Source organism: Candidatus Methanoperedens sp. (genome assembly GCA_012026795.1).
GTDB lineage: Archaea > Halobacteriota > Methanosarcinia > Methanosarcinales > Methanoperedenaceae > Methanoperedens.
Genome location: VEPM01000052.1, coordinates 1 through 11,959 on the forward strand (window position 1 = coordinate 1; position 11,959 = coordinate 11,959).

16 protein-coding genes are annotated in these 11,959 nt (G+C 39.8%); 5 read left to right on the forward strand and 11 right to left on the reverse strand.

What is annotated here, in order from left to right:
* The first annotated feature begins 466 nt into the window (after nt 1–466).
* The 4 genes from FIB07_17775 to FIB07_17790 all read left to right on the forward strand — a co-directional run bounded on the left by FIB07_17775 (nt 467) and on the right by FIB07_17790 (nt 3,936).
* Nucleotides 467–1,120 (forward strand): hypothetical protein, encoded by a 654-nt coding sequence (locus FIB07_17775; GenBank protein NJD54693.1) that lies wholly within the window; start codon nt 467–469, stop codon nt 1,118–1,120.
* A gap of 242 nt (nt 1,121–1,362) precedes the next feature.
* A complete protein-coding gene (locus FIB07_17780; protein ID NJD54694.1) occupies nt 1,363–1,914 on the forward strand; it encodes a flavodoxin family protein in 552 nt (183 codons plus the stop codon).
* Entirely contained in the window at nt 1,911–2,555 is a 645-nt protein-coding gene (locus tag FIB07_17785; protein NJD54695.1) for an NAD(P)H-dependent oxidoreductase, read from the forward strand. The genes FIB07_17780 and FIB07_17785 overlap by 4 nt, the downstream gene beginning before the upstream one ends.
* A 160-nt stretch (nt 2,556–2,715) precedes the next feature.
* The gene (locus FIB07_17790; protein NJD54696.1) at nt 2,716–3,936 is read left to right on the forward strand and encodes an ammonium transporter; all 1,221 of its coding nucleotides are present in this window, start codon (nt 2,716–2,718) and stop codon (nt 3,934–3,936) included.
* On the opposite strand, the gene FIB07_17795 is transcribed toward FIB07_17790, so the two are convergent.
* From FIB07_17795 to thpR, 7 genes are all read right to left on the reverse strand, one after another.
* Nucleotides 3,924–4,124 (reverse strand): hypothetical protein, encoded by a 201-nt coding sequence (locus FIB07_17795; GenBank protein ID NJD54697.1) that lies wholly within the window; start codon nt 4,122–4,124, stop codon nt 3,924–3,926. The two genes, FIB07_17790 and FIB07_17795, sit on opposite strands and share 13 nt — an antisense overlap.
* Before the next feature lie 378 nt (nt 4,125–4,502).
* The gene (locus tag FIB07_17800) at nt 4,503–4,856 is read right to left on the reverse strand and encodes a hypothetical protein (GenBank protein NJD54698.1); all 354 of its coding nucleotides are present in this window, start codon (nt 4,854–4,856) and stop codon (nt 4,503–4,505) included.
* A gap of 61 nt (nt 4,857–4,917) precedes the next feature.
* Nucleotides 4,918–5,763, reverse strand: a complete 846-nt coding sequence (locus tag FIB07_17805) for a hypothetical protein (GenBank protein NJD54699.1) — start codon at nt 5,761–5,763, stop codon at nt 4,918–4,920.
* A gap of 43 nt (nt 5,764–5,806) precedes the next feature.
* Nucleotides 5,807–6,508, reverse strand: coding sequence for a UMP kinase (locus FIB07_17810; GenBank protein NJD54700.1), 702 nt, complete (start codon nt 6,506–6,508; stop codon nt 5,807–5,809).
* Between the two features lie 36 nt (nt 6,509–6,544).
* Nucleotides 6,545–6,793, reverse strand: coding sequence for a transcriptional regulator (locus tag FIB07_17815; protein NJD54701.1), 249 nt, complete (start codon nt 6,791–6,793; stop codon nt 6,545–6,547).
* A gap of 64 nt (nt 6,794–6,857) precedes the next feature.
* A complete protein-coding gene (locus FIB07_17820) occupies nt 6,858–7,268 on the reverse strand; it encodes a hypothetical protein (protein ID NJD54702.1) in 411 nt (136 codons plus the stop codon).
* 77 nt (nt 7,269–7,345) lie between these two features.
* A complete protein-coding gene (gene thpR / locus FIB07_17825; GenBank protein NJD54703.1) occupies nt 7,346–7,885 on the reverse strand; it encodes an RNA 2',3'-cyclic phosphodiesterase in 540 nt (179 codons plus the stop codon).
* 94 nt (nt 7,886–7,979) lie between these two features.
* On the opposite strand from thpR, the gene FIB07_17830 reads away from it, so the two are divergent.
* The gene (locus FIB07_17830; protein NJD54704.1) at nt 7,980–8,162 is read left to right on the forward strand and encodes a Trm112 family protein; all 183 of its coding nucleotides are present in this window, start codon (nt 7,980–7,982) and stop codon (nt 8,160–8,162) included.
* Between the two features lie 48 nt (nt 8,163–8,210).
* On the opposite strand, the gene FIB07_17835 is transcribed toward FIB07_17830, so the two are convergent.
* Genes FIB07_17835 through FIB07_17850 form a run of 4 tightly spaced genes read right to left on the reverse strand, consistent with a single transcriptional unit; the run spans nt 8,211 to nt 11,877 of the window.
* Nucleotides 8,211–9,167, reverse strand: coding sequence for a flippase-like domain-containing protein (locus FIB07_17835; GenBank protein NJD54705.1), 957 nt, complete (start codon nt 9,165–9,167; stop codon nt 8,211–8,213).
* Nucleotides 9,168–9,192: 25 nt separating this feature from the next.
* On the reverse strand, nt 9,193–9,816 hold the full coding sequence (locus tag FIB07_17840; GenBank protein ID NJD54706.1) for a hypothetical protein: 624 nt from the start codon (nt 9,814–9,816) through the stop codon (nt 9,193–9,195).
* On the reverse strand, nt 9,788–11,011 hold the full coding sequence (locus tag FIB07_17845; protein ID NJD54707.1) for a phosphoglycerate kinase: 1,224 nt from the start codon (nt 11,009–11,011) through the stop codon (nt 9,788–9,790). The genes FIB07_17840 and FIB07_17845 overlap by 29 nt, the downstream gene beginning before the upstream one ends.
* Before the next feature lie 53 nt (nt 11,012–11,064).
* Entirely contained in the window at nt 11,065–11,877 is an 813-nt protein-coding gene (locus FIB07_17850) for a metal-dependent hydrolase (protein ID NJD54708.1), read from the reverse strand.
* Between the last annotated feature and the right edge of the window lie 82 nt (nt 11,878–11,959).

Consider the following 11,959-nt stretch of genomic DNA (forward strand, 5'->3'; position numbering starts at 1 on the left):
ATACCAAGGTGATCAATGTTTTTACTCGAATATTCCATGCCGGTTGATTCTTATTTTGATTATATAAAATCAACGGGCACCATGTGCGGAATGTGGGGTATGGGTGGTTTAATAGTGAATATCCAAATCCAATAGCGAAGAAGGAATTTTTACTCGATTATGATTGTTTTTCAAAAAATGAAATAGATATTTCTTCTATCATTGGTCAAATTTATATACTACATGAAGAAATTAAAAATTTATTTGATCATAGCACCTATAAAGAGAACTTACAACCGTATGTGAGATGAAAAAATGACCTATAACGAAACAGATGATTACTTTAACGAGCCAGGAACATTTGCACCAAAACCCCAAAAAAAAGAAGAGACGTATCCTTTCAATATAGATATCGACTACGAAAAATATGAGAAGACGCAGGTAAAAAGAAAGGTTTTGGGGTATATTTCTAAGCAAGACTGATTCAATGTATATTAAGCATACTTCTAAACGAATCTGCCAGGGAGATATATTTCGTAACATAGATATTATTGATTGGAAGATAAAAGATAACTCAAGTAAATATGAAATTTCTCAAGCAACTTTGCCATATGTCATCGTATTGACTCAAGACTGCGATCTGGAATGGGATTTCAACAACAGGTCTCAATCCGCTTCTGAAAAACATGATAAATATCTGCAAACGATTTTGATATGCCCTGCCTACAATGCAGAAGTGTTCAGAATTGGTGATCATTTAAAATCTATTGGATTAAAAATGCACGAATGGAAGAAGAGTGAAGATTATAAGCGGATAACACAGCAGAACCATGCAAGATTTCATTTTTTAGAAAAAAATCAAGCATTGCAGGTACCACAGTTAATAGTTGATTTTAAACATTATTATACTATTCCCAGAGATCCCCTATATAAGATGTATGCAGAACATTATTTAGCTACTATTAATCATCTTTTTCGAGAATCTTTGTCCCAACGTTTTTCAAGTTATTTGAGCAGAATTGGATTGCCTGATATCAAAGAAAGAGTGGATGTTGAAAATGCATCGTTAGTGACTTCAACATCCTCAGTAGTATCTCCGCCCCCCGTTTTTGACAGAAACAAATGTGATGAAGAGCAATAAATACCCTCATGCGCCCACCGTTGATGCTCCCGATTAAAATCGGGAGTCATTGATTGCAACGATGGGCGTGTCCTTGTGTATCCGCTGGAATATGTTGAACCAGAATAACAATCGTGTTGCCAAAATTGGGGCACTTTTTTCCTCAAAAAGACTAAAAAACATGAGAAATCTTAAATACATTATAGGATTATAATAATATGTGGGGTTATAGTGAGTACGCAATGCGGATATGAACGAGTTATATTTTAAGGAGGTCCGCTATGAACATTCTTTTAATTCTGGATAAGGATGCGAAAACGGAGATTTCAGAAGATTTGAGAGCTAAAATCATCCGGGCGCTGGCTGAAAAAGGACACCAGGTTGAAGTAATCGAGCTGAGGCAAAATGATGCGTTACCCTGCCTGGGTTGCTTCTCCTACTGCCTGATAGAGCACCCGGAAGAATGCGTCCATAAAGATAGGGTAAATGAAGTAAAGAAAACGGTTAAAAACTACAATGCGACCTTTTTCCTGACTCCCGTTTTGTTCGGACATTTCGGTTCAACTGTAAAAAACGCCATGGACAGGGGGACCGGCAGCCATAACTGGCAGGTCATCATCGGCTACGGCAGCGACATTGATGAAGAAGAGAAAAACACCTTCATAGATCTTATCATCAAACACGGCGGGAGCGCGGATATTGTCCATCCTGGCATGGTCAGGCAGGTGGATGTCTTTGTCACTATGTCTTCCAGCGACAACACCGCGATTTGCGAAGTGATTAAGAAAATGAGCCTGATGCTGGAGGCTGCATGAAAACTGTTTGTTTTATAAACGGAAGCCTGAGGGGGAAGAAAGCTTCATCACTTGAGTTTTTGAATGATGTAAACCAGAAACTCTCCGATGTAGAATACAGCAAGACATTTATCACCGTAAAGGCCAGAGTGGGAGGAGACTATCCTGAAGGTACGTTGAAAAGCATAGCCGGCGCCGATGTAATCATACTGGCCTTTCCGCTCTTTTCTTACGGGCTTCCGGGAGCGTTAATGAGACTGCTTGAGGACTACTACCAGTACATAAAAAGCGGTAACGGGTATAACAGGAATGCTAAAGTCTACATGATTGTAAACTGCGGTTTCCCCAGACCGCACATCACCGGTGAAGCCGTCAGGGTGGTAAAGAACTTCTGTAGAAGGCTGTCTCTCAACTGGAGGTTCGCTGTATGCATCGGAGGCGGACCGGTTGTTGTGATGACAAGGAGAATCCCATTTCTGGACTTGAAACTGAAAAAGGCGTACGATGAAATAGCTTCTGATATAAGGGGAGACGATACAGGGGAAAGGGATAACTACCTCATAAAACCGGTTATACCTGAACCCATCCTTATCAGGATAAAAAATTACTACGAGAAGAAAGGGAAGATGATTGAGCGAAATAAGAAGCTGCAGAAGAATTAGAAATATTAGAAATCAAAAATTTTATCAAAAGAAGATAAGATTCCTTGAATTGACTTTCGTGAATAATACCCATAACTATATCAAAGAACCGGAGAAATAGGATTCCGGTTTCATTGGTTTTTTTCTAAAAAACGCTAGCGAGACAGGATAGGTGAATCGTATGTTAAATCCGGCATTCAATACAACTGATATTACGTTTATAATGATAGCGACCTGCCTGGTCATGGTAATGACACCAGGACTTGCCTTCTTCTATGGAGGTCTTGTGGGCCGAAAGAACGCGGTTACGATAATGATGCAAAGCTTTGTAGCTCTTGGTGTCTCCACAATTATGTGGATAACTGTGGGCTATTCCCTGAGTTTCAGCGGGGATTATTACGGGATTATCGGCAACCTTGATTATGCGCTCCTTTCGAATATCTCTGCCTCCACACCATCACCAGTAAGTCCTGCATTGCCTCTTTATATTTTCCTTGCCTACCAGTTGATGGTAGCAGTCATTACACCGCCTCTTATCACCGGGGCTTTCACTAATCGCGTCCGGTTCAAGGCATACATCATATTCCTTGTCCTCTGGCAGCTTCTGATCTACTACCCGCTTGTCCACATGGTCTGGGGAGGCGGCGCCCTGATGCAGTGGGGCGTTAAGGATTTCGGGGGAGGTATTGTCGTCCATGCAATAGCTGGGATGAGCGCTCTTGCAAGTGTTCTTTATCTTGGAAGCCGCAAAGTCAAAGACCTGCCCCACAGCGTTCCCCTTATTGCTATCGGCATGGCGATCCTCTGGTTTGGCTGGTTCGGATTCACGGCAGGGAATGCTTTTGCAATGAATGATGTTGCAATTGTGGCATTTCTCAATACCGCGATCGCCGGGGGTTTTGCTGCATTCGTATGGATGATAATGGATTGGGGCATGGAAGGCAAACCAAAGCTTGTCGGATTCCTGACAGGGGGTCTTGCAGGGCTTGTCGTTATCACTCCTGCCGCCGGATATATAACGCCTGGCTCGTCAATATTATTCGGTATTTTTGCAGGGATCATCTGTTACCTCGCTGTAATGTTAAAGAACAGGCGCAAATGGGATGATGCACTGGATGTATGGGGTGTGCATGGGATCGGCGGATTCCTTGGCATAACGCTTCTTGGCATATTCAGCACACTTTCGGTTAACAATGACGGAGCAAACGGTCTTTTGTACGGCGGAATCGATTTCCTTAAAAAAGAGGTCGCAGCAGTTGCCTTCGCTTCGCTTTATGCTTTTCTGATAACTATCCTGATATTCTTTATCATTGACAATACAATGTCGCTTCGCGTGTCGAAAGATGTAGAAGAGCAGGGACTCGATAAGCATTTACATGGTGAGAAGGCTTATAATAAATAGCAATATGCTGGTATTATCTTTTTTTTAGCAATTTTTTGTACCGTTGTTTCTTTTTCGATAACAAGTTTATTATAAAGGATATTACGGATTATTTTGAAATTATTATTAGCAATATATAATTCCTCAATTTCCTTTCCAGTAAAACCTGCTTTTAATAATTTTACTCTTTCTTCTGTAGTTTCCAACATGAATCCTCACGGTTACCAGCTTTTTTCAACATTTTCAATTTTTTTGTCGGAAAAATCCAGTTTATGAGCAGCACAATATCATCATTATATAGATTATCACAGCTATTCGAATGTCTGAGACTGAAATAAGTATATTGAAAGTTTTTTACAGTTATTATTGTTTTAAAATCAATTATACGGTATATTATAGCATTTTTTAGTTTTTTATCGTTTACTAATAATTTAATTCAGGAAAAATATCATTTAAACATTTTGCCCGGATTGACACCTAACTTCAAGCACTATCGTTGCTTGCGCTGGACAGGTGCGCACCCCATTTCAGACCTTCCCCAAACGCGCTTCCTTCAAAATTCCTTCTTCAAGTGTAAAGACTGTTATTCATTTCTCCCCTTTTTTATCAGACAATTTCTTGATCATATTTCGCAACTCAGAAATTTCTCCGTGAATTTCTATTATTTCATTATAAATAGGACTACGATTGTCTTTTATTGACTGCTCCTGGGAGAAAAGTTGTTTACTTGGCAAAATATATACATACGTTATCCACATAGCAATAAGAGTTAAAACGAACATCGCTCCCATGAATATTAAATAGTCCGGAAAGAGTATTCGTATGAATGAATCCCCGGAGCTATAATATTGGAGTCTTGTGATCATCAAAAAATTTAATAATGAAAAAAGAAACATGATCTCTCCAACTATAATTAAAAATCCACCAAGTTTAGTGGACATTTTTCTCTGTTTTGGGATCAGCTTTTCGAATGACATGTTTAAAATTATTTCTGGCCCGTTTTCACGAAATTCCCAGAGCATTAGCGATTGGCGCCGGAGGTTTTATTGAGCTTCCCGGGGCTACTTCAAGATTCCTTGCCCACAGGAAAAGGCATGTATGATATGCTGTCGTGACATACATGGAAAGCGCTATCACTATGACGATCAAGATGGCTGCCAATAATAATGCTATTATCGGACCTACGATAGTGAGCAATGAGAAACCGATAAAGATTGCAATTATAATGCCGATGAATGAAAGAATTCCTGTAACAAGTCCTACCGCTATTTCACCAACTCCTATTGGAAGAAGATTCCTTTTGATGATCTGGGTTGTTCTTTCTATAGCGCTCCCCAGCTCCCTATCCTCAATAACTATTGCAGGAATCATAAAATAAGTACCAACTGTCCAGGCTTTTTCTATAAATCCCATGATCATATTGGAAATACCTCCAATTGCACCGCTTCTTTGCGCCTTACCTCTTAGTACTCCCAGGATTATATTGACAATAGCTGAAATTATTGCAAGATATAATATAGTAAACTTATTTTTCTCTGTTGCAGCCCATGCCTCTGACATAGTAGCATCGCCGTCTTTAAAATAATCATAAACAAGAAACGCTGTCATTCCTGTGAAGAAGTATGAGATGAAATAATTTCCAAGTAAAACAAGAAAGGCAAAGAGATAAAATATATTTCCAAGCTTCAAGCCTGATTCGAGGAAAAGCATGATAATAATTGAAAATATAGTAAAAAACGCCCCTACGAATATAGAATAGAATGCGGGTTTAATGACATCTGCATCTTTACCTATTAAGCTGAAACTCTCCTTTATGAAGGAGAAACCTTTGAATACATTTTCAAACATACTTTTTCACGTTCCTTTTTTCCTGATAAATTAATTAAAATAATCATTTTTCTCCTGATTTAACTTTTTTGTCCTTCCCTATTACTGTCCCGTTATATTTTCCACTAACCGCATCAATGATATTTTGTGGATTTTCCCCATTAAGTATAATAGTTTTAATATTACTTCTCTCGATAATCTTCGCTGCCAGAAGGTCTATCGGAGAATTGGCCCCTGCAACCATCTCAGTCTTCATTACGATTTCAATAAGCTGATGAGGTGTCATGGTTCCAAATTTTTTTGCATCTTTGTTCTTTTTGGGATCACTCGTATAAACGCCATCAATGGACGTCGCATTTATGAGCAGATCCGCGCCGACATATTCTGCAAGGACAGCAGAAACAGCATCGGTAGTCTGTCCCGGAGTTACACCGCCCATTACTATTATTTTGCCTGTCAAGCTTGCGGTTCTTGCCTCTTTGTAGTTCAACGGAGGCTCATAATAGGCCGCATCGCCAATGGCTGCGATCAGAAGCCTGGCATTTATGCGCGTGATATCAATACCTATAAAATCACATGTGGCTTCATCAGAACCAAGATCTCGCACAACCCCAATGTATTCACGTGCAGCTTTTCCTCCCCCCGTAACAATAAATACCTCATGATCCTTTCCAATCTCCTTAATCGCATTTGCATAGCTTTTGAAATTTTCAGGATGTAATTCCTTTGCAAGGACTGATCCACCAATGGAAACAACGATCTTCATGAAACCTCTCATTCTTCTCTGGGGATATTAAATCTCTTATACAAAAGCCACTCCGAGCAAATGGAGAATTATTACAATAATTGCACCGGGAATTCCAGCAAAGGCGCAAACAAGTAACGCTGGGAGAGAATAATTTATACCGACATTAAAAATTACATTGGCAGCAACAAGAATAATAAGCCCCAGTACAGCATTTATTATGAGATGGGTTACAGTTTTTAATAAATAATATGCAATAATAACTCCTATTATCGCTAATAACACGATTATAATTTCAAGTGCCACATTAATTAAATGGCTCTCCTTTTAATTAAACATTTCGATTAATTTTTACTTTTCGGGGAAAAAATTATGAGGAACAGTTTGAAACACTGCATTTTTCCTGAATTGATTTTCTGGACCTGAAACTTCCGATAAATTCATACCAGTTCTGTACAGCCAGTATGAAAGATATCAAAAAGACCATCTGGGCAAGATCAGCCAGGTGATACACATTGAGTATCTCTCCTTCTGACATGAAGTTAACAATGAATCTGAATACGTTATTTAATGCAAATGAAGCGCCTGCTATTGAAATATATATCCAGGTCTTCTGGATTATCGAATTATTGAGAAATAACCGTGCTCTCAGCAGTTCTTTGTCCACTTTACGCGTCATTATAAGAATTTGTCCTATCATGAATATCACTATGAACGCTGCACCGGCATTGTATAATACCATGAATGTTTCAACAAAATCCATACCAAATGAAGTAATCATAACGCCTCTATTCCTAAACTGAAGTTATACTTAAAGTGGTATGTATATATGATTTATTGAACAAAACGTGTGAACCATTAATCTTTAAGCCTTATTTCCCCCAGGGTCTCATATATAGGACCAACCGGTGTTAGCGTACTTTTCTTGAGATAAATGGATCCGACATTCATCATTCCAAGGTCTATATGCTCCAATTTTTTCAAATTGCCAAGAAGTAAGGACTTATCCCTTAATCGCTTAACACGGGCAAGGGTTGCATGAGGTGAGAAATGGTGATCTTTTTCGAATTTAAATAGCGAAAGTACACGTTCAACCTCATCATGCAGTACATCAAAATTACCTTCAGCCCCAAGCCATATGACTTTTATATAAGCAGGTTTCGGAAACACGCCTACGCCTTTTATTTTCGCTTCAAATTGCCTGCAATTTATCTGTGATAACGCAGATAAAATCGATTCGACATTATTTTCCCTGATATCCCCCAGGAATTTCAGGGTTATATGAACCTGTTCTGGTTCAACGAGTTTTATTCCAGGCATATCCAGGGAAGATCCGATTTTTTCTATTTCAGGAATAAATCGATCAGGCAACTCAACAGCTATGAATGTCCTTATCATATTGATCAAAGTAAATACTCATTTAAACAATAAAAATTATATGATTCGATAGCTTGATAATAAAAAAGGTGTTTAAAGGAATAAAGGTGCAATAATGAAAAGAGATCTGATGGATATCCTGTGCTGCCCGATGTGTAAAGGCGACCTCGTACTTGAAGTTACAGAAGAAAATGAGAAAGAGATCGTTAAAGGGACGCTTTATTGCGGAAAATGTAAAGAGTATTACCCGATAGACGATGGTATTCCAAACATGCTGCCGCCGGAATTAAGGGAATGATTGAATTAAGTAATTATATCAGCAATATATATCAGCAATACTCTCTCATTACCAGTCTTCGGATTGCTTTTTTCCTGATACGCTAATTACAGTTTTCAAACCAACTATATCAACAACTAAAATGCTGACTCTCACCAGAACTGAAAAAACCATTCCCAAAGCTGGTGAAATTCCAAAAAACGAAAATACAAGGATTATTCCTCCCTCCATAAGCCCCAGGCCAGCGGGTGATAATGGGACAAACATCAGAATCGTAATGAGGGGATGAAGCAGAAAAAAAATAGGAAATGATATTTCAATTCCGATAGCTTTTCCTAAAAAGTACCACTGCGATGCAGCAAATATCCATCCTATCATATATAATATCAAGATTACGTTTAAGTTATCCTTGATCAGGATGCTCCTGTCTTTAAAAGAAGAAAGATTTTCAGTGAACTTGTTAAGAAAAGGGATCTTACCCAAAAATTTTGATGTCATTTTTTCATTATTCCATGATACTAACAGCATTAATATCCCGACAACCAGGAGAATTACCGAACCTACCACCGCATAAATAATGAAGTTTTGTTCAATATTCAAATAAAAAGATAAATAAATTATAGCTACAATAGCACCCATAACCTTAAGGATGAATTCAACCCCCTGCGGCGCAAAAATGCATGCCATTCCTTCTGTAATAGGAATGCCAGCTTTTTTTCTTAATATTAAAGGTGTTAAAAAATAACCACTCCTTCCAGGAGTTATATCTCCAATGATCATTCCTCCCATATGTGAAAGAAAAACGTCCTTTAACTTCATTTCATGCCCTATTTTTTTTAGCAGATAAGATAAACGCAATGCGAGTACCATATCTAGGAAAAGGTATGAGAAGCATGCCATTATGAAATAGCTTAAATCGGTTTTTTTTAGAACTTCAAATAACTCATTCAGGTTCAGTTTATTCAATATAAAAGCAATAATAGATACGCCAATAATGATTTGAACTAATAAATGAAGCTTCCTCATCCTGGGCTAATAATATCTTCAAGTGTTAAATGTTTCCCATTGGTTTTTGAAAAGATACACTTTTTGATCGCGGAATACGTATCATGTCCCCATAGATTGTCCCGTATTTGCGTTTAAGCTCATTATATTTGAATTCCAAAAAAGTGCTTAATTCAGGATGTGCTGTAGCCTGGATATATTCGTCAGTATAAATACTTACCAGACTATCGAAATCCTTGCGTGAGTTGCCATGGGCATAATTCTTTCCTGAATACCGCCTTATGTCACCATTAAATAAAGGAGAAATATGATGCAATTCATGCAGAACTGTCAACAGTTTTGCCTTTTGATCCCCATGATTCAGGAAACGCGGTAAATGAAAATAAACGACATACAGGATATTTGCGCCATTTACCATAACCTCCGGTGCGGCAAACTCAATTCCCCTGACGGTTCTTGTTCTTGAACCTCCTTCAAAAAGCATGGGTCGAAGTTTTGCGACAATCCCGTTCCTGTTGCCGTTTGAAGCAGATATTGCAATAAAAATATTCTTGAGCTGAATATGTTTGAAGAAAGGATGTGTTTTAATAATATCATCCACAAGCAGTGTCATATTGCCTGTGAAATCAAAACCTGTAAGGCTATTTTTGTCTGTATTTCCTTGCAGCATCCCTTAATGCCTCAATACCTGGCAGTTTTTCACCTGCCAGGAAATCAATACAGGCGCCTCCCCCTGTACTTACATGGGAGAACTTTCCTGAAATACCCATCTGTTCAGCAGCTGCTGCAATGTGCCCTCCTCCGATTACGGAGAAACCTGATTTCGACCCTGCCTTGATCAGTTCACGGGTTCCCAGGGCGAAAGGTTCATTTTCAAATACTCCTGCAGGCCCATTCATTACTACGGTTCTGGCGTTACTTATTTCCCGGGAAAATCTGACCATTGTTTCTATGCCGATATCGTGGATAGGCAATTCAGGCCTTAGCTTACTTATTTTTTCTTCAATGCGTTCATCATTCTTATTCAATGCAACATCTACAGGAAGGCCAATGTTCTCCGGGAAACGTTTGAGAAGACTTTTTGCTATGTCTATCTGGGGCAGGTAACCCTGCTTATCGATAAAACCAATATTCGCATCCCCGATATTTACTCCTGAAGCTGCCAGGAACACATTGGCTACAACCCCTGTAACAAGAACCCTGTCTGCACATCCCCGTTCAAGTACGTTTTTTGTGACTTTTATTGAATCATCAACTTTTGTTCCCCCGAGAACATAGACGCAAGGGCGCTCGCTGCATGATAATCCCTTATTTAATGAATCGATTTCTTTTTCCATAATTCTTCCAGCTATACTTGGTAACGATTCCGTGAAACCTGTCACTGAAAGATGTGACCTGTGGGATACTGAGAATGCATCGTTCAGGAATATATCACAAACAGCAGCAAGGCGCCTTACCATATGGGTTCTTTTATGGTCTTTTGGCGCGCGTTCGATCGATTCTTCCGAATAGAAGCGCGTATTTTCAAGCAGGATTATATCGCCTTTACCCATTTTTTTTATAGTATCAATAGCATGTGAACCAAAAATATCATCAATATAATTAATATTACGCTTCATCAATTTTGACAATAACCTTGCGTGAGGCTCCATCGTGGTAAAATCGCTCTTTCCGGGTCGGCTCTGGTGGGAAAGTATTACAACTTTTGAATCTTCCAGTTCCTTCAGGGTAATATGGTGGCTCCTGAACCGGCTATCATCAAGAATGATCCCGTTCGGGTCCATCGGCGAGTTAAGGTCAAGCCTGCATAGAACCGTCTTCCTTTTTGTATCAATGTCATCGATAGTGAGGTAATCCCTGGTCATATTGGTTGGTTTAATTCTAAGAGGATAGCATTATAATTTACGGAAAGATTTCATCATATATTGATTTCCACACCATACACTTTTTCGGGATTTTCTTTGTGGATCTTCCAGAACACATCTTCACCCCACCTCCCAATGAGTTGTTTTGTCCTTCTTGGTACTGTCTTTGGTCCCAGGACAGACCCCGGTCTTTTAAGGTCATCGATGTAATCGGTTTCCATCATGAAACGCGTTCCCTCGCCAAGGGCTGTTTCAATCGCATTTTCACCCGCCAGGACGCTTGGGAAAATCCCATGTTTTTCGCATATTTTAACCATGGGAGGTGAAAAGTGCTTGACTACTTTTCCGTCAGGCAATCCCACGCTTTTTGCAATTCCCGCGATATGGGCTATCCCGTCCTCTGTCGCGCTTTCTGTATGAAGCTGCACTGCACATCCTGCATCTTTTGCAAGCTCAAAACCGTAGCGTATAATATCATTTGATGCATCCCATATTTTGGGCTCAACTTCATAATGAGGACGCCCAGATTTTAATCCAATGGCTCGTCCTTCAACCACATAATCGCGCGCAATCTCAAGCCCTCCCCTCATTATCTCAACAGAGCGCGAAAGGCCAAGGCGACCGTAGTATTTCGTCAGTTCTGCAGGATGCACGCCAAGAACCACAAAGACTTTCACTTTCTCAGCTTCCTGTGCGCGCCGGGCAATTTTGAGGACTTTATCGAACACCTTCCTGTAATCTTCGGGCGAGTTAATATCGATGCCCAGTGACCAGGGCGGGAGTGAGACCAAAACGAGATGCGTGCCGCCCGCGCGCGCGAATTCGCGGACCGCGTCGAGGCAGCGGCCTGAGGGGTTGAGGTGCATGTGGTTGTCGAGGATGGGGATGGTCAAGTTAAAATTCCCCCACGCTCATCTCCCTCGCCAGTCGCGTCGCCTCTTCCACGCA

Excerpts from the sequence above, each read along its gene's own strand:
- FIB07_17775 (NJD54693.1), top strand. The coding sequence starts at position 467 with ATGTATATTAAGCATACTTCTAAACGAATCTGCCAGGGAGATATATTT.
- FIB07_17820 (NJD54702.1), bottom strand. The coding sequence starts at position 7,268 with ATGATTACTTCATTTGGTATGGATTTTGTTGAAACATTCATGGTATTA.
- FIB07_17790 (NJD54696.1), top strand. The coding sequence starts at position 2,716 with ATGTTAAATCCGGCATTCAATACAACTGATATTACGTTTATAATGATA.
- FIB07_17835 (NJD54705.1), bottom strand. The coding sequence starts at position 9,167 with ATGAGGAAGCTTCATTTATTAGTTCAAATCATTATTGGCGTATCTATT.
- FIB07_17830 (NJD54704.1), top strand. The coding sequence starts at position 7,980 with ATGAAAAGAGATCTGATGGATATCCTGTGCTGCCCGATGTGTAAAGGC.
- FIB07_17840 (NJD54706.1), bottom strand. The coding sequence starts at position 9,816 with ATGCTGCAAGGAAATACAGACAAAAATAGCCTTACAGGTTTTGATTTC.
- FIB07_17845 (NJD54707.1), bottom strand. The coding sequence starts at position 11,011 with ATGACCAGGGATTACCTCACTATCGATGACATTGATACAAAAAGGAAG.
- FIB07_17800 (NJD54698.1), bottom strand. The coding sequence starts at position 4,856 with ATGTCCACTAAACTTGGTGGATTTTTAATTATAGTTGGAGAGATCATG.
- FIB07_17805 (NJD54699.1), bottom strand. The coding sequence starts at position 5,763 with ATGTTTGAAAATGTATTCAAAGGTTTCTCCTTCATAAAGGAGAGTTTC.
- FIB07_17810 (NJD54700.1), bottom strand. The coding sequence starts at position 6,508 with ATGAAGATCGTTGTTTCCATTGGTGGATCAGTCCTTGCAAAGGAATTA.
- FIB07_17785 (NJD54695.1), top strand. The coding sequence starts at position 1,911 with ATGAAAACTGTTTGTTTTATAAACGGAAGCCTGAGGGGGAAGAAAGCT.
- thpR (NJD54703.1), bottom strand. The coding sequence starts at position 7,885 with ATGATAAGGACATTCATAGCTGTTGAGTTGCCTGATCGATTTATTCCT.
- FIB07_17850 (NJD54708.1), bottom strand. The coding sequence starts at position 11,877 with ATGCACCTCAACCCCTCAGGCCGCTGCCTCGACGCGGTCCGCGAATTC.
- FIB07_17795 (NJD54697.1), bottom strand. The coding sequence starts at position 4,124 with ATGTTGGAAACTACAGAAGAAAGAGTAAAATTATTAAAAGCAGGTTTT.